18 protein-coding genes are annotated in these 25,100 nt (G+C 45.7%); 11 read left to right on the plus strand and 7 right to left on the minus strand.

Annotated elements, in window-relative coordinates:
- Positions 1-206: 206 nt before the first annotated feature.
- The 4 genes from DVO77_RS17185 to DVO77_RS17205 all read right to left on the minus strand — a co-directional run bounded on the left by DVO77_RS17185 (position 207) and on the right by DVO77_RS17205 (position 5,235).
- Positions 207-1,091: a mechanosensitive ion channel family protein gene (locus DVO77_RS17185; RefSeq protein ID WP_110457461.1), complete on the minus strand. Its 885-nt coding sequence runs from the start codon at positions 1,089-1,091 to the stop codon at positions 207-209.
- 144 nt (positions 1,092-1,235) lie between these two features.
- The gene (locus DVO77_RS17190; RefSeq protein ID WP_373317409.1) at positions 1,236-2,501 is read right to left on the minus strand and encodes a hypothetical protein; all 1,266 of its coding nucleotides are present in this window, start codon (positions 2,499-2,501) and stop codon (positions 1,236-1,238) included.
- A 620-nt stretch (positions 2,502-3,121) separates the two neighbouring features.
- On the minus strand, positions 3,122-4,624 hold the full coding sequence (locus tag DVO77_RS17200; RefSeq protein WP_119979160.1) for a methyl-accepting chemotaxis protein: 1,503 nt from the start codon (positions 4,622-4,624) through the stop codon (positions 3,122-3,124).
- Between the two features lie 14 nt (positions 4,625-4,638).
- The gene (locus DVO77_RS17205; protein WP_119979161.1) at positions 4,639-5,235 is read right to left on the minus strand and encodes an SCO family protein; all 597 of its coding nucleotides are present in this window, start codon (positions 5,233-5,235) and stop codon (positions 4,639-4,641) included.
- 484 nt (positions 5,236-5,719) lie between these two features.
- Here DVO77_RS17205 and DVO77_RS19085 point away from each other — a divergent pair, with 484 nt between their 5' ends.
- The 6 genes from DVO77_RS19085 to DVO77_RS17230 all read left to right on the plus strand — a co-directional run bounded on the left by DVO77_RS19085 (position 5,720) and on the right by DVO77_RS17230 (position 12,069).
- Positions 5,720-5,896: a hypothetical protein gene (locus DVO77_RS19085; protein WP_162924216.1), complete on the plus strand. Its 177-nt coding sequence runs from the start codon at positions 5,720-5,722 to the stop codon at positions 5,894-5,896.
- A 3-nt stretch (positions 5,897-5,899) separates the two neighbouring features.
- Entirely contained in the window at positions 5,900-7,396 is a 1,497-nt protein-coding gene (putP, locus tag DVO77_RS17210; protein ID WP_119979162.1) for a sodium/proline symporter PutP, read from the plus strand.
- Between the two features lie 14 nt (positions 7,397-7,410).
- A complete protein-coding gene (gene proB / locus DVO77_RS17215) occupies positions 7,411-8,508 on the plus strand; it encodes a glutamate 5-kinase (RefSeq protein ID WP_119979163.1) in 1,098 nt (365 codons plus the stop codon).
- A 2-nt stretch (positions 8,509-8,510) separates the two neighbouring features.
- Positions 8,511-9,758, plus strand: a complete 1,248-nt coding sequence (locus DVO77_RS17220; protein ID WP_119979164.1) for a glutamate-5-semialdehyde dehydrogenase — start codon at positions 8,511-8,513, stop codon at positions 9,756-9,758.
- Between the two features lie 143 nt (positions 9,759-9,901).
- Positions 9,902-10,714 (plus strand): pyrroline-5-carboxylate reductase, encoded by an 813-nt coding sequence (gene proC / locus DVO77_RS17225; protein ID WP_249038205.1) that lies wholly within the window; start codon positions 9,902-9,904, stop codon positions 10,712-10,714.
- A gap of 464 nt (positions 10,715-11,178) precedes the next feature.
- Positions 11,179-12,069 carry a dienelactone hydrolase family protein gene (locus DVO77_RS17230; protein ID WP_119979166.1) on the plus strand — a complete coding sequence of 297 codons (891 nt, stop codon included), beginning with the start codon at positions 11,179-11,181 and terminating at the stop codon, positions 12,067-12,069.
- Between the two features lie 84 nt (positions 12,070-12,153).
- Here the strand turns inward: DVO77_RS17230 and DVO77_RS17235 are convergent, their stop codons facing one another.
- From DVO77_RS17235 to DVO77_RS17245, 3 genes are all read right to left on the minus strand, one after another.
- On the minus strand, positions 12,154-12,651 hold the full coding sequence (locus DVO77_RS17235) for a VF530 family protein (protein ID WP_119979167.1): 498 nt from the start codon (positions 12,649-12,651) through the stop codon (positions 12,154-12,156).
- 356 nt (positions 12,652-13,007) lie between these two features.
- Complete coding sequence (locus DVO77_RS17240) at positions 13,008-13,688, minus strand: energy-coupling factor ABC transporter permease (RefSeq protein WP_110457539.1); 681 nt, start codon at positions 13,686-13,688, stop codon at positions 13,008-13,010.
- 100 nt (positions 13,689-13,788) lie between these two features.
- A complete protein-coding gene (locus DVO77_RS17245) occupies positions 13,789-14,991 on the minus strand; it encodes a GGDEF domain-containing protein (RefSeq protein ID WP_162924217.1) in 1,203 nt (400 codons plus the stop codon).
- Between the two features lie 2,074 nt (positions 14,992-17,065).
- On the opposite strand from DVO77_RS17245, the gene DVO77_RS17250 reads away from it, so the two are divergent.
- The 5 genes from DVO77_RS17250 (at position 17,066) to DVO77_RS17270 (ending at position 24,631) form a co-directional block, all read left to right on the plus strand.
- Positions 17,066-17,470: a GreA/GreB family elongation factor gene (locus DVO77_RS17250; RefSeq protein ID WP_119979169.1), complete on the plus strand. Its 405-nt coding sequence runs from the start codon at positions 17,066-17,068 to the stop codon at positions 17,468-17,470.
- 858 nt (positions 17,471-18,328) lie between these two features.
- Positions 18,329-18,778: a hypothetical protein gene (locus DVO77_RS17255; RefSeq protein WP_119979170.1), complete on the plus strand. Its 450-nt coding sequence runs from the start codon at positions 18,329-18,331 to the stop codon at positions 18,776-18,778.
- A 348-nt stretch (positions 18,779-19,126) separates the two neighbouring features.
- Complete coding sequence (locus DVO77_RS17260; protein ID WP_119979171.1) at positions 19,127-20,194, plus strand: PepSY-associated TM helix domain-containing protein; 1,068 nt, start codon at positions 19,127-19,129, stop codon at positions 20,192-20,194.
- A 478-nt stretch (positions 20,195-20,672) separates the two neighbouring features.
- Complete coding sequence (locus DVO77_RS17265) at positions 20,673-22,412, plus strand: sensor domain-containing diguanylate cyclase (RefSeq protein ID WP_119979172.1); 1,740 nt, start codon at positions 20,673-20,675, stop codon at positions 22,410-22,412.
- A gap of 149 nt (positions 22,413-22,561) precedes the next feature.
- Positions 22,562-24,631, plus strand: a complete 2,070-nt coding sequence (locus DVO77_RS17270) for a M13 family metallopeptidase (protein ID WP_119979173.1) — start codon at positions 22,562-22,564, stop codon at positions 24,629-24,631.
- Positions 24,632-25,100 lie beyond the last annotated feature (469 nt).

The following is a 25,100-nucleotide window of genomic DNA, read 5'->3' on the forward strand; positions in this document are numbered from 1 at the left end:
GCACACTCCCTGCCGGACAGGCGATTGATAACAGTGAAGATACAAATTTCAAAGACACTCTACCAACACTAATTCAGCCAAATGTTAAACCACAAAAATGCCAACACCTTCATTCGAAGGCCAACACACTTTTGTCCAAAAACAATTTAGCTTTTAATACCCAGAATGAAACCTAGTAGGGAGTCGCTTAGATAACCACGCAAAACCTACTCATGAGTCTGTGCAACAACTGCCGAGCGTTGCAAGCTAATGACGCCATCGAGGTGAATATCCCGCTGCGGATAGGCAATGACAATCTCATGTTCGTCAAACAGTTGGTAAATTCGAAAACGGATGTCGCTGCGGATCTTACGAATATCGGCTTCAGAATTAGCACACAACCAAAATATACCATCGAAAATTAACGCGTTATCACCAAAATCTTCAAATATGGCAATGGGCGCTGGAGACTTTAAAATATCATCACGTTCATCGAGAGCCTGCTTAATCAAGCGCGCCACTAGCGTCACATCGACGCCATAAGAAACTCCGACCCGCACGGTCGAGCGGGCATTGTTGTCGATTAAGGTCCAATTGGTGACCGTGTTTTCCAGTAAGTGACTATTGGGCACTAACATATGTACCCCGTCGCTACGGCGGATAAGCGTTGAGCGAGTGTTAATACTCTCCACCACCCCTTTGGTTTCACCTATCTCTAAAAAATCACCGATACGGATCGGCCGCTCCCACATTAAAATCCAGCCGCTGATAAAGTTATTAATGATATTTTGCGCTCCGAACCCCACACCAATGGCAACGGCACCAGAGACAAAGGCAAAGGCTTTGATGGGGATATTCAGGATCTCGAGACTGGTGACTAAGATGACCGCAATGGCCACCACCAAATAGATGCGCGAAAACAGATGCACCGCATCGGGTGCGACCTTACGCGATAACAATGACCGCCGGATCAATTTACCAATACGAGTCACCACAAACCAGGCTAACAGCAGCAGTAGTGGCACCTGTAATACCTGCGAAACGGTAATGGGCGAACCGTCATAGGTAAATAACACAAAAGAGAGTAACTCGTTAATACTTTGCCAGCTCATCGGTGCATCCAAGTAATGGTAACGGATACTTGAGTATAACAGCCTGATTTGAAGCTGGTGTTTCAAATCAGGCTGATAGCTAATTGGTTAGCGCCTTGCTTTCATAGCACTTACCGCAGGCTTATGGCGCGAATGATGCCGTAATTAGGGGGCTGCTATTAAGGGTTTAATCACCTTATGTTCAATCACGGTCGATAAGATAAACATCACTAGGTAACCACTGCCCAGCGCGAGGATCACCGCCACCACATTGTCGGTTAAACGGGTGTAGCCGTAGTAACTGCCAATCAAGGCTAATATGCCGCTGATTCGAATAAATAAACTGTGTAAAAACAACCCGCGCGCCTTGATATAGGCCAACTGATAGCCATTGAGCATCATAAAAATAAAAAACATCGAAAAGTGCATCAATACCGGGGCGGCCTTGCTATAGGATGCCGGAAACAGCGTATCGACCAACCATTGGCCACATAGCAGCATCGACAAGAAAAAGCTCAGCGAGACCAGTATCGACACCTTATACACCCAGCGCTTGATCAGGCGAACTTGTTCAACTTGCTGCTGGCGCACACACACCGCCAATTCGGGTAACACAAATCGATAAATAGGAAACACAAACAACAAGGTTAAATAAGCGATCACAGGCCGAACCACTACCTGAAAGTCGCCTAACTCATCGACACTAAAGTGGCCGATGGTAAGCAGTACGGTAATGTAGATCATAAACAGGCTAGCGCCGGCCTCCAGCGCCGAGGTAAAACTTTTTTGCATAAAGTTTTTCAAACTGGGAGTCATGCTTACCGACCCTAACGGTGTGGTGGCGATGAGTTTGCGACGCCTCACAAACATGTAGCCAGCCACCGCTAGTGATGACAGCATTAAGCTGTAAAACAGCGAGGCGATGGCGCTCTGGCGCAGCAGGTAGTAACAGATCATAAACGCCACCACCTGCCCTAAGGGTTCTAACCAGGTGACCTTATTTGAAATGTTGTACATACGATACATGGCAATTTGATTGGTAAAATAGACCTTAAGGCCCATCCCCAAAATAATACCCACCAGATGAAAATAGGCTACATCGATATGCAACTTATGCTTAATATAGGGCAGCACCACTCCCCAAGTCAGCAGTACCATCACTATCAAGCTGTATCGAAATAGGTTAGTAATATCTTTATCGTTTTGGGTTTGCGAGTAGCTCACCACCATAGAGGCGCGAAAACCTGTCATCAAAATTAACGACAGCGAAATAATATCAACCACAGTGTGGTACAACGCCAGATCGGCTTTAACCACCCATTGCGCTAACCAAACTTTAAATCCAAATCCAATCGCAATGCTGACAAGTGTCGCCCAAATCCCAGCAACAAAAGCGCTTTTCACGCGCTCAATGGGAGCTAACTGCATGATATCCTCTGACTATGGCGGCGCTGCAATGTTTGATGAATGGCTAATCACCTTGCCAAATCCGCTTAACTACAGCCAACTAAAAAGAGTCTGATAATGAGGCAAGTCGCCAATCAATTTGGCGAGAACATTAACCAAAAACTATGAATAAAAGTGACACAACTAGGGCCTGTTGATCTTTGCTGGTTGAATTTTGTTCGAGACAAAAACGTTTTAATCGAGGCGAGTGGATTGCAGCCTAGTCATCTAAGCAAAATTCACTTAACAAAGAGTAAAACGTTTTTAGCCGACCCCCTTCGGGCAGCGTTTGTTGGGTGTTTTTACTGCGTTCTCAGCTTTTTATGTAGAATAACTACACTACAAAGCTTCTGCCTTGTATAAATACCCAGCAATTCGCTGCAAAAACAACCTTAAAAGATCAACAGGCCCTAAGCACCCGAAAAAAGTCACGCGGTATTTTAGCAAACAATGACTTAGCAAAACGTGAGCTGGCTAAACCCTCATAAAATAAGTTGGCCCTTGTGGCTGCCAATATTTAAGGTAAAAACGGCAAGCACATTGAATGGGCTTACCGTTTCATGGCGGCTAAACACTCGCTAAAACCTCTAGCTTGGTTCAAGGCGCTACACCTTATAGATGGCCGCCTTCACTTGGTAGGTTTTAGCAATATCTTGAATCGCTAAAGAGGCTTCAGACAGAGATTGAACCTGCAGCGCCAGTTGGCTAATGGCCTCGGCATTTTGCAAAATATCATGGCCGACATTACCCAGCACATGCGACTGTGAACGTGTTTCATCGGCAACCCGCGAGCTAAGCTGGGCCACCTCACCAATCTGCTCAGACCGCACGCCTAATCCTTCGGCAATACGCTGAGTATGCTCAACATTTTCTAAGGTCCGTTTTTGGCCTAAATCCATCGACTCAACCGTTTTTACCATCGACAGGTTAAGTCGGTCGAGCACGGCGGAGATCTCATCGGTCGACTGACTGGTGCGCTGTGCGAGAGCCCGCACCTCGTCAGCTACCACGGCAAAACCACGGCCCGACTCGCCCGCGCGGGCGGCTTCAATGGCGGCGTTGAGCGCCAGTAAATTGGTTTGCTCAGAAATACTGCGGATCCCTTGTAGCAAACTGGTGATCGCACTCACATCAGTGGTCAACTCAGTTAGGGAGCCTCTAATTTCGGTGGTATTGGCCTCTAACAAGCGCATATCTTTCATCACATCCAGAGCAGTTTGTCGGTCAGCAATGCTCAAGTCGGCGGCGGATTTGGCTTGCTCGGCAGATAACTGACTGTTGGCCACCACCTCATTAATGCGCGCAATCACATCTTGGGTGGTATAGGAGATGGTTTTGGCTTGTTCATTATAATGGCCGACTTCCTGCAGGGTCTTATCACTGTTAGCGTTTAGCTCGTCGGTGGTGACACTCATCTGCTGAGCTATGTCGCGATAATCGGCAAATAGCTGCGACAACTGATCTAACATGGAGTTAAAAGCCGATTCGGCGCTGCTGTCTGATGCTAAACGCACCGTAAGATCTTTGTTGTGCGAAATAGACTCGATAGCCATGGCAATGCGTTGATTGGCTAGCGACTCGCGGCGCATAAATGAAGCGATCAACATCAAAATGCTGGTTTCTGCCAAAGCAAATACGGCATGGACGAAGGTGATCATCCAGTTACACTCGCCAGCAAAGATCATGATAGGTATCGACATAAAACTGCCTTGCTGCAACTGGATTGCAGTAAACAGCACATGATGCACAGCGACGGTCAATAAGGCCGCCAGCAGCGGTTGCCAACGCTGATATATTAAAAATACTGCCATAGAGGCAAAAATATGAAAATGCATCTCAATCATCCCCATCTGGGTCTGAATAAGTGCAGCCGATACCGTCATCATCAACACCGCGGCCACTATGCCAAACAAATGGGTGCCTTTAAGCAGCTGATAGGACAGTAATACCAATAACAATATTGCCACTGCACTGATACTGGCAATCAGGGTTAATTGAGCCCCAACGAAACCACTTAAAAATAAAATGGGGATCTGTGCCAGTAAGATACGGAAAATATACAGATCATTTCTCTGGGTAAGCTCGACTTGGTGAGGAGTGCTATTCATATGATGTGCTCTTATCATTTTAATAGGGGAGTAAGGTCGGCTAACATCTTTTGTGTCGACAGTTGCCACTGGGTATAAATACGCGCAAGGGTGCCATTTTCTGAAACTAAATAAAGGTTGCCAACATGGTTGAGCAGCCCTGATTGTGTGGTTATCTTCTCTCTTAATATCGATTGTAGCTTATCCAGATCCGCTTGTTGCATGCGGGCACTGACGAAGCGAGTCGAGCGTTGATCGATTAACTGCTCACGGATACTTGGGGTATCGGTATCTGGGTCGATGGTGATAAATAAAAACCGCACCGATTTGTCATATGCCCCTTCTTGCTCGGCTAACCAGGTATCCAACTGCATCAACTGACCAATGCGCAGTGGACAGATGTCCGAGCAGCTTAAAAACCCCATAAACAGGTAAGTCGGCCCGTCGTGCCAATCACTAAAATCGTGCCAATCCCCGTCGACAGCTTGCCAACGAAAATCAATCGACTGGGCTTGAGATTGCAAGCCATAACCGCCGGTGATGCGCTGCGCCATATAAAGCACCAGCGGCACTATCACTAGCGCTACGCTGATCAATATTATTGCAATGAGTGGTTGTCGTCTTAACGCCATAACTAAAAAATCGATATCCCTAAATAAGATAGAAGTAGGATAAACATCGGCTTCGGCGCAATAACCGTAAGGACGATGCCATAACGGCCCGTAAAGCTGCCAATTGAACAGCGCGCAATATTATATGAAGCGCAAACAAAAATCGATTCTGAGTGAAGCAAAGTGACGCGTTTTCTTAATTAACTTTCTCTTCCAATTCAATAAGTTTAATACAAGCTAGCCACGAGCGTCCTATAGCGCGAATACCGATAAACACAGCCAAGACAAGCGATAATACTTCGCGATAAACATACCTATAATTAATTACCATTCAAACAATATCTATCTCATAAAATGAGTCCAAACTGCTGAAAAATTAGCTAACAACTAGAAATTTTAACTTTAATAGTGTTAAGATAGTTAGACCACTAACTATTAGCACTCTAACTATTTAGCGTGCAGTTAGTGATCATTACCCAACAGGATTCATGCTCAGGAGGGCACAATGTCGTCAGACAATGCAGCGGAAGAAAATCTCATTACCACCATTTTTCATTCTACGAAAACCACAATAAAGGAGGGGATCGAGTTGATGTGTTTGATTGCAATTTTAAGCACCTATCTCTTTGTCATGTTGAAACCCAAGGGGATTCAAAATAACAAAGCGTTAGGAGGTCAATAATCCATGCATTACCTCACTTATGTATCGCTGGCGATCTATTTTATTGCCATGCTCAGCATCGGATTATTCGCTTATAAACGCTCTACCAGTGACATATCGGGCTATATTCTCGGTGGTCGAAAAGTCAGTCCTCAGGTGACCGCCCTGTCGGCTGGCGCCTCTGATATGAGCGGTTGGATGCTAATGGGTCTGCCAGGCGCTATGTTTTTGGTTGGATTTGAGACTATCTATATTGCACTTGGGCTCTTACTCGGTGCGTTAGTCAATTACTTAATTGTCGCCCCTAAGCTTAGGGTTTATACCGAAGTGGCTGGCGATGCGTTAACCATCCCTGAGTTTTTTGCGAAGCGATTTCATGATCCCAGCAGTAATATCCGTATTATTGCTGCCATCATTATCGTAATTTTCTTTACCCTCTATACCTCAGCTGGGTTAGTGGCGGGCGGAAAACTGTTTGAATCGGCCTTCGATGTGCAATATGAGTTTGGCCTTTTCATCACCTTAGGCGTAGTGGTCGCATATACCTTGCTTGGGGGCTTTTTAGCCGTCAGTCTGACCGACTTTGTGCAAGGCTGTATCATGTTTGTTGCCTTGATTTTGGTGCCTGTGGTGGCTTATCAAGAGTTTACCACTGCCGATAACATGATGAACTTTGCTTATGAGTCGATCCCACATTTTGGTGAGGCGATGCAAAATGTCAGCCTACTTGCGCTGATATCTAGCCTATCTTGGGGCTTGGGCTACTTTGGTCAGCCGCATATTATCGTACGCTTTATGGCAATTCGCTCAGTAGCCGATATTAAAGTCGCCAAGCGAATAGGCATGAGCTGGATGACGGTCACTATTATTGGTGCCTTAGCCACAGGCCTTATCGGTATCGCTTATGCTAATAAGTTTCAATTGAAACTCACCGATCCTGAAACCATCTTTATTGTCTTTTCAGAGATCTTGTTCCACCCAATGATCAGTGGCTTCCTGTTAGCCGCCATTTTAGCCGCCATTATGAGTACCATCTCATCGCAGCTACTAGTGTCGTCAAGTTCACTCACGGAAGATATTTACCGTGTTGTGTCGAAAAAAGAAGCTACCGAAACCGAGATGGTCAAAATGGGTCGCTTCGGCGTCGCCGGTGTCGCCATTGTCGCCAGCTTGTTAGCCATGGATCGCTCTAACAGCATCTTGTCGCTAGTCAGTAACGCTTGGGCAGGATTTGGTGCAGCCTTTGGCCCACTGATCTTGTTTAGCCTGCATAAACAAAGCTTAACCTACAAGGCTGCGATTGCCGGTATCGTTTCGGGTGCGGCCACTGTACTGTTTTGGATTTATGCGCCAGTGCTTGCCGATGGTGAAGCCTTAAGCAGTGTCATGTATGAAATGATCCCAGGCTTTATCGTCAGTAGTTTAGTTATCTGGATCACGAGTATCTTTTCGAAAGATCCTTGTCATAAAACGGTCAAAACATTCAATAAAGCCGGACGTGTACTAGCAGAAGAAAGGTAATTAGGGGAGGCAACATGGCAGATTTACACTGGAAACGCATTGTCGTTAAAGTGGGTAGTGCCTTAATTGCACCCCACAAACAAGGTTGTAGCAGCCACTATCTATTGGGTATCGCGCAGTTTATCGCCAACTGTCGCGCCAATGGATGCGAAGTGGTATTGGTTTCATCAGGCTCGGTGGCCGCTGGCTGGCATCGATTTAACGGCATAGATACGCCGTCAGTATCGGTAAAAAAGGCGATGGCCGCTGCAGGGCAAGCAGACATGATGGCAACGTGGGACAAGTTATTCGACTTTCCCACCGCGCAGCTGTTAGTGACCCATGGCGATTTACGAAATCGTGAACGCTACATCAGCATTAAAAATACCATCTTCAGTTTATTGGAGCATGGCTTGTTGCCTATCATCAACGAGAACGATGCCGTGACCACCGACAAGTTAAAAGTCGGTGATAACGACAACCTCTCGGCGATGGTGGCCGCAGCAGCCGACGCTGATGCGCTGATCATCTGTTCTGATGTAAAGGGTTTGTATACCAAAAACCCAAACATCCACGACGATGCCAAGCTGATAAAACAGGTCAGCGATATCAATGACAATATCTATTCGATGGCAGGCGGCGCCACCAGTGACGTAGGTACAGGTGGCATGCGCACCAAGATTGAAGCTGCAGAAAAGGCTATCTCTCACGGTATCGAAACCGTGATAGTCAATGGCTTTGACGGCGACACTTTTACCCAGCTGCTTAAAGGGCAAAATCCGGGAACCTTATTTACCCCGTTTGAACACCCAATGCAGGAACATCTGCACTGGATGACCCATACCTCGCAAGCACAGGGAGAGTTGATTGTCGAAAATGATTTCGATGGAAACTTAGACCAACATACACCGCTGACAAGCGACGATGTAGTTGCCGTAACAGGTAACTTTTCCGTTGGGGATACGGTATTAGTGCGCAAAGGCGATGGCACTAAACTGGCGAAAGCCCGATCCAACTACAGCAGTTGTCTACTGAATTTTATTGCGGAACAAGAAGATCGCGACTTTGCCAATGATGTCCAGCAAAAGACCGGCGCGATTATTTCCGACAAAAATATCGCCATATTGGAGTAAATATGAGCTTAATTAAAACCTTATCTCAAGATGCCGCGTTAGCAGCACAAACCCTTGCGGTACTCGATGAACAACTAAAAAATACCGTGTTATTGGATATGGCACGCGCTATTCGTGCCCACAGTTATGAGATCCTCAGCGCTAACATGATCGATCTGGCTAACGCCGATGCCGACAAACTTGGCGCCGCCATGATAGACAGATTAACCCTCAACCCAGAGCGGGTGGAGGCCATGGCCGAAGGCATTGAAACCATTGCCTCACTGCCCGACCCTATCGGTGCTGAGCGCGACATGGGCCAGCGTCCCAATGGCTTAAATATCCGTAAAATGCGCGTGCCACTCGGGGTGGTGTGCATGATCTATGAGGCGCGTCCGAACGTGACTGCCGATGCCGGAGCCTTATGTTTTAAATCGGGCAATGCCGTTGTACTGCGTGGCGGTAAAGAGGCGCTGCAAACCAGTAAGGTGATCGCCTCAATTATGCAAACGGTATTGACTCATTATGGCTTGCCGCCAGCATTGATCACCGTGGTGCCCGATCCCGATCGCGCCCTGATGTTAGAGTTGATGCAACAACGCGATTATATCGATGTCATTATCCCTCGAGGCGGCGAAGGCTTAATTAACTTTGTCACCGACAACAGTAAAATACCTGTCATTCAGCATTTTAAAGGTGTTTGTCATCTGTATGTCGATAAAGATGCCGACCTTGATAGTGCCTTAGCCTTACTGCTTAATGGTAAGACCCAGCGCACTGGGGTGTGCAACGCCTTAGAAGGCCTACTGGTTCACAAAGAGATTGCCGCCGAGTTTTTACCTAAAGTGGCCTCAGCCTTAGCAGAACATAAGGTAACCATAAATGCCTGTGAACATGCCAGCCCACACTTTGACGCGTGCCAAGTGATAGATGAGCAAGATTTTGGTCAAGAATACTTAGATCTTGAAATCGCCATTCGCCAAGTCAATGACTTCGAGCAGGCTATCGACCACATTAGACGTTTTGGTAGTCACCACACCGAGGTGATCAGCACCCAAAATGAGCTCACTGCCGCCCGTTTTCAGCGCACGGTCGATGCTTCTGTGGTCATGGTTAACGCCTCTTCACGCTTTTCTGATGGCGGCGAGCTCGGATTGGGCGCCGAGATAGGCATTGCCACCACCAAACTGCATGCCTATGGTCCCATGGGCATTGAGTCATTGACCACTGAAAAATATTTAGTCAGCGGTGATGGGCAAATACGCGCTTAAGCCCGTCGACTCGGCAATTGATCACCTATTAAAGATGGATTGCCGAGCCGATATCACCGCATCAACATCCCAGCCACAAACATCAATAACATAGCCTCAAGGAGACCGTTATCTTTAATCACGACTCACCCTTAGACCCACAATTGCGTATAGCCTTCATCGGTGGCGGTAATATGGCCAAAGCCATCATTGCCGGTTTACTCAAGCATGGTCACTCCAGTCAACACATCTTGGTATGCGCCCCGACCCAGGCAACGCGCAGCGAAATGGTGGAGCAGTTTAATGTGCGAGTGCATCAAGACAATTGTACCGCAGCGGCTTTCGCTGACGTGATTATCTTGGCGGTTAAACCCTTTATTGTGCCGCTAGTCTGCGAAGAATTAGCTCCTGTTATTGCACAGCATGATGGTGATAAGCTCGTTATTTCGATTGCCGCAGGCGTGAAACAAAACACCATCAGCACTAAGCTTGGCGATCATCAACGGGTGATCTGTGCCATGCCAAATCTGCCCACCGCCATAGGTAAGGGCTTAACCGGCCTGTATGCCCCCAAGCTTAGCCAACAAGCCGATGTCGATACCGCCGATCACCTGATGCGCGCCGTAGGTGACACAGTTTGGCTGCAAGAGGAAAGCCAGATGTCGACCATAGTGGCAACCGCTGGCAGTTCACCTGCGTACTTTTTCCTGTTTTTAGAAGCGATGGAAAAAGCCGCCATTAACCAAGGCTTACCACAAGCGACAGCCACTAAAGCCGTATTGCAAAGTGCCATGGGCGCCATTGCAATGGCGATGGATAGCCAACACGACTTTGCCAAGCTGCGCCGCCAAGTGACCTCGCCTAAAGGCACCACAGAGCAAGCCATATTGGCGTTTCAGCACGGCGAGCTTGATGCATTAGTCGCTAATGCGATGGACTCTGCCGCCGATCGTGCTAAAGAGCTCTCTCTGGGCTAAACGCCGAGACAGACTCACCACTCATCTTATCGTGGCAAGATAATCGACAGGGCACGAGTGCTTCGCACTTGTGCCATTTTGCTATCACGCGATGGCCAACCTAAGTCCGACTATAATGCTAAGACTAAGCAACCTACCTAAGCCCCTATTAGGCAGTTAAACGGCAGTGCCATAGACCCAAGGCTTCCCTTATCGCTAGCCGTTTATACACGGCTGATAATATCCATTTTCCCGCGGCGGAACACCAACCCCCCCGATAAACTGAGTGTCAGCCACTAAACCACTCAAGCCTCGCTGACCATGCACTAGGTTTGAAAGCCACCTAAGCTGCGACTATCTTAATAACAGACACTAGGTCGATAACGTACTCGATAAATGATCTTAGGCTTATGTCGATAACCTAATGGTTAGCCACTGTTTATCAAATCAACTGGATTGTCTAATAAAATAGGAAAGGAAGCATAATGGCTCAGCAACCACTCAATCATATCCCCCAAGAAGCCTTCGATTGGTACGACGAATACGCCCATGGCGTGATAGATAGACGCACCTTTATGAAAAAACTGACCACCCTTGTCGCTGTAGGTTATTCAATGACCTTGCTCACCTCGGCATTATTACCCAATTATGCTTTGGCTGAGCAGGTCTCCTTTAATGACCCAGACATTAAAGCCAGCTACCAAGAGTTTGACTCGCCTAACGGCCATGGCAAAGGCCGCGGCTATTTAGCCGTGCCTACGCAGCTCACGGGGCCGCTGCCCGTAGTATTAGTGGTGCACGAAAACCGAGGCCTTAACCCCTATGTAAAAGATGTCGCGCGGCGTTTGGCCAAAGCAGGCTTCGTGGCCTTTGCCCCCGATGCGCTATTTCCTCTTGGCGGGTACCCGGGTAACGACGATGAAGGCAGAGCCATGCAAAGCAGATTAGCTAAGGATAAGATTCAGCATGACTTTGTGGCCGCGGCGCGCTTCTTAAAGTCTCATCCATTAAGCAATGAAAAACTCGGTGCGGTGGGTTTCTGTTTTGGTGGCTATATGGTCAATTATTTAGCGGCGGTGGACAGTCAGTTATTGGCCGCCGGAGTGCCCTTTTATGGTACGCCAGCGACGCCTGAGCTACGTAGCAATATCAAGGCGCCCTTACTTATCCAACTGGCAGAACACGATGACAGGGTTAATCAAACTTGGCCTGAGTATGAGCAAGACCTAAAGCGTATTAACGCCAATTATCAGATGTTTACTTACCCCAATACTCAGCACGGCTTTCATAATGACTCGACTCAACGTTACGATGAACAAAATGCCGAGCTGGCATGGAGCCGCACCTTAAGCTTTTTTAAACAGCAACTCAGCTAAAGAACGCTTTAACTAAAGCACTATGCCTAGGATCAAAAAAGGCGAATGGTAATCCATTCGCCTTTTTTATTGCCACGATAGCGATCACTTACCCCAAGGATTGCTGGGATCTTGTGATGGCGCTGGGCGATTATGACCCGAACGCTTATTTTGTGCATAGGCATCTTGAGCGCGTGGTTTATCTTTACCGTATTGAGGGCGCGTCTTATTTTGCTTCATCGCCTCATAATCGGCAGTGGCTTTAGCGCGCATTTCCTCAATTAACTCAATCGTTAACTCTTGTGGCTTACGAGGCACAATGCCATCGGCAAAGCCACGCTCTCTGGGCTTGAGTTCAAACTGCGCCGCATCACCTTTTGGCATGCGCTTAAAACGATACAGGTAAAAGCTTTCAACCCGCTCTCTGGCCCACTCAGTTTTTTTCAAAAACTTAAGGCAAGCCGCCATATTAGGATTGGTATTAAAACACTCTAAGCGCAGCGCCGCGTATAAAATTTTCCAATCATAAAAATCGACGAGTTCGGTCACCATGGTTTCTAAGCCTAGGCCATGTAATGGGTTGTTTTGTTGCTGTTCAATCATGGAATATCCAACGACCGCCATTGCGGTGTCTACAGTAGTTGCTGCCAAGCTTATGCTCAAGCAGCCGTGAATTAGGGTGTTCGAGCCCTGCCACCGGGCATGATCTCAAATCACAGGCGCCCATTAATCAAAAGGGCTAAAGATAGCTATCGCATTGATGTTTAGCTCTTGCTTAATGGCTAAAGTACACTGCAACGGACGGTAAATTATATAATTAGAATCACTAGTTATTTCAATTTACGTCTTGTATCAAGCCGCTTACCGTGATCAATGCTGAGTTGGCTACGTTAATTTGGCCGCCATGATACCAAAAAATCGCCCTACAGACCCAGCAAATATTAGGCTTTAAGCCGCAACTAAAAGTAATGTCTGTCTGAGTAGTCATATAACCATTGCGGGCGATACACCACCATAATGGTCACAGCCATACCGTTGAGTAGCGCCTCAGGAAAGCCCAACAAAGGAATTAAGAGTAGATAGTTATCTACCAAGTAATCCCATGGGTAATCACCACTTAACCATAGCCAAGCAGACCAAGCCCCCATATGGAACACCATAGAGAGCAACCCATTGATAAAGGCGGCACAAAAAATATAGATAAACAGATGATGCGGTAAGTGTTGATACACCTTGCTGTAAACGGCATAACAGAGAAACAAAGGTAAGGCGATGGCAACCAATGCATAAAATGCAAAGTCAAACGGTTGCTGCAAAATAAAGGTGGTAAAAAACAGTACGGGCAATAGCGCTATCACAGTGGCCATACGCCAACCAAACATCAACATTAGGGTAACTAGACCTAAAAAATGCAGGTGAATGCCATCGGTAATGCTGGCGTCGAGTAACCATAATCCATTAATGGCAAATGCGGTTAATAACAGCCGTGATTGCAACGCTTTATCGTTGATCAGCGCCTTTATATCAGTGCTGGGCCAAATCGCCCATAACCAAACGAGCAGTAGCAACATCGCCAACAACTGAGCACCGCCCAAATGCCAATCGATATCGCTAAGCCGCTGTAGCAAAAACTCCGTCATGCCCCCTCCCATCAGCGCTAGGCTCCATCATAAACTGAGATACGTCATCACTCAGCTCCTTAGCGCAATATTGCTCAGCTGATTATGGCTTAATGCCCCGTTAAGCACACACCTGGTTACGGCCTTTTTTCTTGGCCTTATACAAGGCTTTATCGGCCTGCTTCATGCATTGTTCGAAGCTTTGATCGGCAAGGTGCTCGGCTAACCCAATCGATACGGTAACACTGACGATACGCTGTTTATCGACCGCTTTTTTGTTGCGATTTTTACTGGCGTTACTATTCTGATTAGCCTTACGCTTAGTTTCTCTGAGTACAATGTCGTAATCTTCTATCGATTGCCGCACCGCATCGAGATGCTCGACAACCTGTTTAGCCTGCTTATTCGCAAACACAATCGTAAATTCTTCACCGCCATAACGAAATGCCTTGCCCCCACCAGTCACTTGCGACAATTTAACGGCCACTAATTTAAGTACCTGATCACCCACATCATGACCATAGGTATCGTTAAACTTTTTAAAATGATCGATATCGACCATGGCGACTGTGTATTTTCTGCCTAAAGATAAACTAAGATTAAACAGAGCTCGGCGCGAAGGTAAGCTGGTAAGCTCATCGCGATAAGCCAGAAAATACGAGTCAAACAGCACAGTTAATAATAGAAAAACGGCGATCATATTAAGCTGTACCGCCAACGACTGTAAATCAGCAGCGTAATAATGCATCAGCCAGACAATAAAGGTAAGTCCTAGACTCGTATGCACTAAATTACTGTCTTTAATTAGTTTGACCAACATGACAGCACCAGCTAGAAATACCGGCAATGTGGCTAAACCATTGGCAGACAAGAAAGGCAGATAGCGTTCACGCACCTGCTGCGCCATCCCTGGATAATGTTCCAGTAGAGATAACCATAAATAAGCCGCTAACAAGCTCGCCGCAATAATGCCAAGACGCACCAAAGTATGGATACTGAGCAGGCCTCGGTCTTTAATGAAACAAAATACTGCGGTGATGATCCCGCCGCCAATAAACACCCATTGATAGGTGTCACTACTTAGCAGTCCATGCTGGGTTAGCGCATAAAACAGTAATAATAAGCTGGCGATATAACTGAGGCGGCTACGATTAAATTGCAGCGCGATCAGCGCCGCAATGGCAAGTAACCAATAGGGCATCACCTGTATGGTATCGAGCCAGTCTACCCAGCGAGCACTAAAATAATCGATGGCACCCAATAACAGGCCGGTGAGCAATAACGGGGCAAGCAGATAGCGGCAAGAGTGATAAAAATGACTCAAAATTTCTCCAATAATCATCATATTCAACATAGATAGTACAGACAAGTAGTTAATACCTGCCTGTAAAATGTGCGGCCCAATTCCCCCCCCAACAAAATTCAACGCAGCAAAATAGACAAACTGGACGATGCAACTGACCCAAAGCGACCGTTTCGACTCGGCGCTAAAGTACTGGTGACACTATTAAATGAAATGCCTGTCTGCAATGCCATAGTGCAGTAACACAAAAGCCAGCCTAATGGCTCAATAAAAGCTGAGTCAAATTCGGATCATTATAAGCAATGTGCCGAATTTTTAATGCGTGACGCTTCACCTCTTGGATACTGCTGCCGAGTTAATCATTGAGTACTGCAAGGTTATTTGATACCCACATACAGCCACTGCGCAGGAACACCGACCATAAACATGCTCAAGTGATGTAATACCGAATTAGCTGAAGCCAAGTCTCGTTATGGGCGATGATTCGAAATGAGACACTGTCTAACTGGATAACTTACTTTGTAAAGATTCACTTTTTGACAAAGTAAAAACACTCTACAGAAGGCGAATTTAGGCGGTGAAAGCCACAAAGAGGCAAAGCGAAAAAACAAAAAGGCCAGCAGTATCTGCCAGCCTCTATTCTACAAACGTTGCCAATGACTAGGAGTCAGGTGCGCAACGCTAATACCATCTTGGTTACTTACATCTTGTCAAACAAGCCTTTATTGGCTTTCTTTGCCAATTTATCATTGCGTTTTTCTTTGGCCGATTTTAAAGGTTGTTTCTTGTTTTCTTTACCGCTTTTATGTTCTTTACTCATTTTTCGCTCCAGTGTTTACTGGGGCATCTTAGCTAGGGCTAACCGTTCACAGCTTAGTCATTTTAACGAGCGTTTGATGTCCTGAAGTAAACGTATGTTACTTACTCAATATGCAATACACACTATTAATACAACGCATTAATTTAATTAGTTAAAATTGGTGTGATGTCAGTTTCCTACCTGTGCATTAAGACCCCTCCATACTAGCACTAAACTCAGCAATAAAAACCAGTGATTCATTAGAATAAGTTAAGCTAATGCTAGATGTTACAGTTCTAAGGGAAACGCCAAAAATTGGTCTCATCAACTCAAGCCTTAAGCATGTATCAAGCAATCACTACGAGGTATGAGCCACTGATTCGCTAATACCAAATGCTCAAGAACGGGTTCCAAAGTTTTACCATGCCACATTCAAGCCAAGGGCTTATACCATCCTACAGCTGCTCAGACTAATAACTGATGCTTGTCGAATATCATCCAGCTAATTTTTTTTCAAAAAACGTCTCAAAAAAATAATACCCTACTACTATCGAGGCAAGCATTAATAACACTCAAAAACTGCGTCATTAATTTTAAACTATCGTACAAATTACTTAAAAAATATAAAATACACATAGTATACAAAATCAGACTTGCTTTATTTTTTTAGTTACCATAAGGTATAGATAAGCCGATTGAAAACACACCAGTAATTGACTAAAGACTTGAGTTGACTAAAGTGACGCTTATAAAAATAAAAGTTACTCGCGATCGATAGTTGATTTAACGGTTAGTCATTGAATGTGACAAATAAGCCTGTCGTAAACACAACCCGCTTTAATACAGGTGGTACTTATTTTTCTCTGTTCACGCCGTCACGACAAGATTCAGAATGTGGTCAAGGTGCGGCATGAGATAATGGTATAAAATACCAAGAATATGATTAAAAATGCCAACTTACAGCCATAAAATGTAGAGCGACAGGCTGGCCACTACTAGATGTAGAGTGAATTCTCGATCTAGAAAGTTATAAACACTACCCCGATTAACAGCGACTGGAGATGTAAAAACTATGTTTACCGATGCATTTTCATCACTATCTTTATCTAAAAAGTCAGCTTATCCCTTTTGCTGTAGCTTTTTCACACTGACACGCTTCTCACTTATATTCCCAGTGTAAGCCGGGCGCTAGCAGCGCTCGGCATAACTACAAAAAAACTCATTAATATCGATATAAGTCAGCGAACTTATCACCTCGAATTAATCTTTATTCACCTTTAAAATATTAGAGGAAATATGATTCTTTCATTCTTAAAAAACATACTTAAGATATTAACAATAAAAACTGAATCTTATTATTTACAAAATAGTTTTAACGCTTCTTTACGGCCCACAGCGCTAGCGGGGGTTATCGCTAAATTGGATAACCTGCAAGGTGATACTGCGAGCGATAAAATAGGTGTCGGATACCAAGTAAAGCTTGTGAATATGCAAGATCAACAAGAATATCAAATAGAACTGGTCTACCCGCCCAAACACAAACCCTGCGCTGGACGTTTTTCTGTCATTTCAGATTTAGGCGCCAGCTTACTGGGGCTGTCTAAGGGGGAGATGGCACAAGTCAATATTTTAGGCAAACCTGTACTCTTTATGATCACCCAGGTGACGAGTAACAAGAAAGCCCGCACGACTACATCCTAAAGCATGCTCAGCTCCGTGGCACCATGCTTATATTACTCGCTGTTGGTGGCGGCTGGCAGCGAACGTCGATAACCCAGAGCAAAAGGCTTAGGCTGACAAGCTCATGAAGAAGGAGATGTTATTTTGAAGGCATTTATTGGCCGTGAAGATTAATCTAACTTGATAAATCATTAAGCCGTTAACCCCCCATTTTTGGGCGACATTTACTCAACAGCATGGCAGCGCTTTTAAGGTAAGCGCCCAAAAATATCATTCGAAGCGATACAGATGTTGTAACGCTCCCATGAGGTTAACCTTAACGATAAGATGGATTAATTTGTATAACGCCTCAATTTAAGCTGGAAATAATAATTGAGCCCAAGCGATCAAAATCGAATAACGGCGCGGTATTTGATGGCGAGTTAAACGTTGGAGTCGATATCCATGAGTAAAGAAAAGGCAAAGAAAGCGCCACAACGCTCATTAAAAGAGAAACGTAAAGATAAACGCGAGCGACAAAAGTCGTCCGACTAGTTTATCGCTGCAAGCATGAAAGTTGTGCTTGAGGCACACGCCTCTTTAAATAGGTAAGTCATCGGAGCCTAACTGATCATTGAGCAATGACTGTTAGGCTCTTTTTATTCGTATTAGCCCCCCCCCCTCCTCTCGCCTGCCTGTAACACTCCACAATGAAGTAATACTCAATTTATCAAAGTGACTGCCAGCCATTAAAGCATCAAGTCGACTTAGACTTAACTGATTAATACACTAGATTTAACCCTTTGCCTCGATAACCATGAGCTTGACTATACTGATTAAGGCTCATGTAGCACAGGTTCAAATGAGCATTCAGATATTTTACTCACTGGAGCAAATGAAATGAAAAATTTATTAATTGTCTTATTGTGTGCCTTATTCAGTAGCTCGCCTATGGCCAAAGATAGGCTAGAAGTCTATGAAGATTATGAACTTGGCAGCGAGATCATGAGCATTACTACCGTGCGTATCGATCCTAACATGAGCGATGTTTACTTGGCGGGTCTGCGTGAGAGTTGGGTGAAAGCAGCCAAAATTCAAAAAGAGCTTGGTTATATTAAAGATTGGAAAATTTATGGCAGCGACCTTCCCACCAGCGGTGATTTTAACATGCTATTAGTGGTCACCTTCGAGAACTCAAGCGACCTGGAACCTAATAAGCAAAAATACGATGCCTTTATGAAAAAATGGACAGAGACAGATAAAAAAATGTCAGAGGAGATCTCTGCAAAGTACCCCGAAGTGAGAACCCTCACGGGTGAATATCGAATGCGCGAAATTATCCTAAAGTAAACGCACAACATAAATAACGGATAAAAATAGGACTTACCTAATATCGACCTGCCTAGCAATTATACAGGTCGCTTTAGCTCTGTTGATAAACCTCACCCCCACCGCCCCCACCAACATTAGCGCAATGCCCCTTCTGCTGTGGCCTATCCCTTATAATTTGTGAGCTAAACCACTCAACTTTACATTTCTTTAATTGAATTCATTGTTGAGACTAATTATCATTCTCACAAATTATTTGAGTTTACATAATGGCTTAACCATAAACTGCAATCCTGCTTTTTATTATCGCCTCGTAAAATTAGTCACGGAGAATCTACCAGCGATGCCGCTGTGTAGAACGAGAACAACATGAATCTAGTACCAGCATTAAAGTGGTTTCATAATTGGGTCGGTTTTGCAGTCAGCATCACCATGTTAATCGTATTGACCACAGGAGTGTATTTAGGCAGCGTCGATATCATTAAGCGCCTCGATAACCAAGGGCAAACATTTATGCCCTTATCCACTGAGCAGAAAGCCGCTGCTCTGCAGTCGTTATTTGAACGTTACCCTGAAATGACCACGGTACGCTTTCCAACCGAGTATAAGCCCTATATTCAAGCATCGATGCGTGGCAAGTCTATCGCGTTCGATAATCAGCTCAATGAGCTGTCTGTTAGCGCCTCCGCCAATATTCCCTTTTACAGCACTATTTTTTGGTTACATCGTAACTTTTTACTCGGTGATGTAGGTAAGTACACTAACGCTTGGGCGTCACTGCTTGGCGGCGCAATCACCTTAGTCGGTATTTATCTGTGGTGGCGTGTGCGCAAGTCGTTTCGACTAAAACAGAGTATTCCTCGTAACACTCGCTCCAGCAGCTTGGTAAAAAGCCATATACAACTGGGATTATTTATTTCTGTCCCGCTATTTATTTTGTGTGTTAGCGGCTTTTTAATTACCTACAAAGGGCTGTGGATCGATGCTGTAAAATCAGTGCCATCATCGGATATAGCATATCCAATGAGCCAACAAAGTGATTGGCTCAGCCAATTGAATACCGCGCAGCAATTTTGGCCTGAATCGCAGTTAGTCGCCGTGAGTAAGCCGCGCAATGACAAGGCACCCGAGCTCATCTACAGCATACGCTTCAATAGCCACAACGATGTCTGGTTACGTGAAGCCGACCAAATCAGTATGAATCATCAGCAAGGTATCATTCAAACTGCGCTCAAACACAGCGACAGACCACTTTCGGGTCAAATTGCGACATTTGTGAGACCACTGCATGATGCGCTCAATATGCCCCTGAGCTATGTTGTGCTGATCACCTTAGTATCCTGTGTCGGCACACTGATTTTATCGTTTAGCTTAGTGACTTTTTGTCGTCGCACCTTTAAACGTAAGCGCAGTTATGCACTGAATACTCAGCATTAATGCTACCCAGCTCAGATAGCCTGTGGCTATCTGAGCCTTTTGTCTCGCACCTCGTCACTTTATATCCCCGCCGCTTGCTTAATGCCGCGTAAAACCAGCTTGTCAAACTGCCTAGTAACAGCAGAATTTCGCCACTATAAAATTTATTTGCATCAGACTATCCTGTGCTAGGATTAATCACTAACTAGAACTAGGGCCTGTTGATCTTTGCTGGTTGAATGTTGTTCGAGACAAAAACGTGTTAATCGAGGCGAGTGGATTGCAGCCTAGTCAGCTAAGCAAAATTCACTTAACAAAGAGTAAAACGTTTTTAGCCGAACCCTTCGGCCAGCGTTTGTTGGGTATTTCTACTGCGTTCTCAGCTTTTTATGTAGAATAACTACACCACAAAGCTTCTGCCTTGTAGAAATACCCAACAATTCGCTGCAAAAACAACCTTAAAAGATCAACCGGCCCTAAATAAAAACAAATAAAATAAATGATCTTAAAGCGCATTTTGTTACTGCTCATATTAACCAGCATGACATCGCTACCCTCAGAGTTAGAGGCAGCTTTATCCCTTGAGCATTCAAGTGACAACACAAACAAAATAACCACTACCGCGTTAACCTCAAGCAATCCAGCGGCCTCGCTTGCCCTTAATCACCTCAGCAATACGACAATTGCCGACATTGATATTTGGCGCCATATCAACCAAGAAGCGGCCTTACCCATTACTTCATTGACACAATGGGAACACCTATACCAGAGTTCAAGTCCCATAACGCAGTCACTGGTCAATCAATCTGGTGCCTATATTGGACGTATCGCACTGACCAATCGGCAGCCCCATGCCGACAACTGGTTTATTAAATTCAACGCTAACTTTATCGACACGGGTATAGCCTACTGGCAATCGGCACAAGGCAATCAGGGGCAATGGTTTACTTTTTCGCAACTCGATGATGCAGGTAATCCAATGTTACTGCATTCACAGGTATTTGAGTTGACACTTAATCAACAAGAGAGTGGCACGCTTTGGCTGTATATAGCGGCAAAACATTATGCGCTGCCTTTGACGGTTAATATCAGCAGCAGTCCGCACTTTTTTAAACAGCAATTTATCACTAATAGCGTGACACTGCTTGCTATTGCCGTAATGCTGACATTAGCATTAATCGCCTTAATGCTGTACGTCAAAACTCATTATCGCGTCACTCTAGCCTGTGCTGGTTATATCGGTTTACACGGTGTGGGCTGGGCCGCTGCCTCAGGTTTTATCGACGATATGCTCAACCTTGAGAGTGTTAATAGCACTTATTGGGGCATGATTATCTTTCCCTTCGCCATTGCTGCCGCAGCCCGCTTCACACAGCTATTGTTTAATTTCGAACGCCTACATAAGCCCTTGGCAACACTGTTTAATGGCCTAGCCATCTTGTGTTTACTCCTTGGGCTTACCCTGCCACTACTGAGTTTTTCGGCTGCCTTCACCGTGTCGCACATTATTGCCTTACTCTGGGTACCGCTCGCCATAGCCGTTGGCATTAACATGCTGGTATATAAAGATTTTAGAGCGAAGTATTATCTACTAGGTAATTTAGTCTACGGACTGTCACTACTCTATTATATGCTCTCACATAGCCATATTATTACAGGGCAAAGCCACTCCGAACTGGTTGTATTAGCAGCATTAGCCGTCGATTGTGTATGTATTTTACTGTCACTAACCGCTTGGCTACAGCAGAAGAAACAAGATTATAGTCGGGCCTACTATCAAGCCAGAATTGATCCTCTCACCCAAATAGGTAATCGTTACGCCCTGAGTGAAGCCTTGAAGGAGCTTACGACAAACTACATCATCATTTTTATCGATTTTGATGGTATCAAAAGAGTTAATGATCGACTCGGGCACGACCAAGGCGATGAGCTGCTGCGTTATGGCGCCAGATTAATGAGCACAACACTCAACGGACAAGGGCAAGTGTTTCGTACTGGTGGCGATGAGTTCGTCTGGCTAGTGAGTACCACGGATTCTATTGCAAGCACGCAACTAATCGATGAGCTAGCAGCATTACTCCAACAGTGCCACACGGCGTTGACGACAAAGTGGCCCATGAGTGGGATTAGTTATGGTATCGCCCATGGACAAGAGGGTCGCAATCAATCTGAATGTTTGGCCTTGGCCGACCAGCGTATGTACCAGCATAAGCGTGCCAAGACTTCAGTCTTCCCCTAATCCTTAAGCTCATTCCTATCGATTAGCTACGCATTTTATTGGCCAGTTAAAACTTTGCTAACAATTATACGGTTGACTTTTTTCAACAGTCTTACAAGATAAGTGACATCAATCAACAAGCTACCACCAGCAAGGAAGAATATAAAACGATGAAAAAATCCTTAATTGCCATCGCATTGGCCAGCACTTTTCTCAGTGGCTGTGGCACATCTGATGTGAATACCAGCGATGTAAAAAGTGAAGTCGCCACCCCAAGCAAGCAAGCCGAACTGGGCAGCTTTGGTGTCGATTTAACCGCGCGCAATTTAGCCGTTAAACCTGGCGATGACTTCTTTATGTATGCCAGCGGCACTTGGTACGACAACTACCAGATGCCAGCCGATAAGACACGTTATGGAGCATTTACCGCACTAGCCGAGCGCAGCGAGAAACAAGTCAAAGAGATCATCGATGATATCGCCGCTCGCGATAACCTTAACGCCGAAGAACAACTGATTGCCGACTTCTATAACGCCTATATGGACACTGAGACCATCAATAAACGTGGTATCACCCCTATCCAGCCCACCTTAGATAGCATTGCGGCTATCGATTCTACCGACGATTTAACAACCCTGTTTGGTCAATCTTGGCTTATCGGCAGCACCTCACCCATTGGTGGTGGAATGTGGTTTAATCGCCTCGACCCCAACCAATATGAGATGTCCATTGGCGCTGGCGGCTTAGGCTTACCCGATCGCTCTTACTATTTAGAAGATAGCGAACGCTTCGTTAATATCCGCAAGGCGTATGTGGCACATATCGCCGATATGCTGGCTTTTGCTGGCATCAAAGATGGCCAAGCGCGCGCCGAGGCGATTTTAGCGTTAGAAACCAAGATGGCCGAAGGCCAATGGCCCAGAGAGAAGCGTCGTAACCGCGACTTGACCCTCAATCAAATTAAACGCGAAGACTTAAGCAAGCAGTATCCAGGTTTTAACTGGGATCGCTATTTTGCCCAAACAGGCTACCAAGTCCCGCAGCTCAATATCTCTCAGCCTGAGCCGGTTAACGCCATGATCGCCTTGATTAATAATGAAGATTTGGCTATCTGGCGTGATTACCTCACCTTCCACACCATCAGTAACAATGCCGAACTATTGTCAGAAGATATTTACGCCACCAGTTTCGATTTTTATGGCAAAACCTTGAGTGGTCAACAAGAGCCTCGTCCACGTTGGAAGCGCGCTGTAGAGCAGATGTCTGGCACGCAGTCACTGGGCTTTGCTATCGGTAAAGTGTACGTGGCGCGCTACTTCCCTGAGTCATCGAAGCAGCAAATGGCCCAATTAGTTGAAAACCTTCGCACAGCCCTAGGTGAGCGCATCGATGGGCTCGACTGGATGGGTGATGAAACCAAAGTCAACGCCCACGCCAAACTCAAAGCCTTCACCCCCAAGATTGGCTATCCAGATGTGTGGCAAGAGTTTGATGGTTTAACCCTAAGTCGCACCGACTTAGTCAGCAACATCACCAATCTCAGAGAGTTTTTTAGAGCCGATAGCGTCGCTAAAGAGCTAGAAAAAACCGACCGTAACCGCTGGGGCATGACGCCACAACGCGTTAACGCCTACTACAATAGCTCGTTTAACGAAATTGTCTTCCCAGCGGCCATCTTACAACCGCCGTTTTTCGATCCTAACGCCGATCCTGCGGTTAACTATGGCGGCATTGGCGCCGTGATTGGTCACGAAATGGGACATGGCTTCGATGACCAAGGCTCAAAGTCTGACGCTAATGGCATTCAACGTAACTGGTGGACAGATCAAGACCGCGCCGCCTTTGATGCCAAAGCCGATCGTCTCGCTGAGCAATACAGTCAATACGAGCCGATCCCAGATAACTTCGTTAATGGCCGCAACAGCCTTGGGGAAAATATCGGTGATGTGGGCGGTTTATCCATGGCCTATCATGCTTACAAGCTCAGCCTAAATGGCAAAGAAGCACCGATCATCGATGGCCTCACGGGCGATCAACGTTTCTTCTTGGCTTGGGCCCAGGTCTGGAAAGAAAAGCGCACCGAGCAGAGCATGCTCAACCAACTGCGCGGCGGCACTCACGCACCGGGTCGTTATCGCGCACTCGCGCCACGTAATCATGATGCATGGTACAAGGCGTTCGACGTGCAGCCAGGCGATGCGTTATACCTCAGCGAAGAAGATCGCGTGCGCATTTGGTAATGCCAAGCAAGACCAGCGTAAGCTAAGCAATTGCTGAGCAATATCGCTTATTCACCACACAGCTAAACTAAAATGCCAGTCATAGTGACTGGCATTTTTATAACTTACATACCAGCCCAACTTTGCCCGCATTCACGCCTCACAGATCGCGAAAATCACCTTAACCTCATCTGCGCCACCGCACAGACTTTAATCAGCCACAACCCAGTAACTTGACATCAATCACGTATTAACTGACTATCAACAACACTAAAAACCCAAAAGCATTACTAATTAGAGTGCTTCTTGCAACAAAAAAGCAAAGATATCGCCTAGCATATTCACGTTGACGACCTTGAGCATTACGTGCATTAAGGATAACTAAGCCATCGTCGGCATCAACGAAACAAACCACAAAAATAATATAACAATAAGATTTAAAACAATTTTATTGCAGTCACATTCACTGTTTGATTGAAAAAGGGAAACG

The organism is Shewanella algidipiscicola (assembly GCF_003605125.1).
In the GTDB taxonomy this organism is placed as follows: Bacteria; Pseudomonadota; Gammaproteobacteria; order Enterobacterales; family Shewanellaceae; genus Shewanella; species Shewanella algidipiscicola.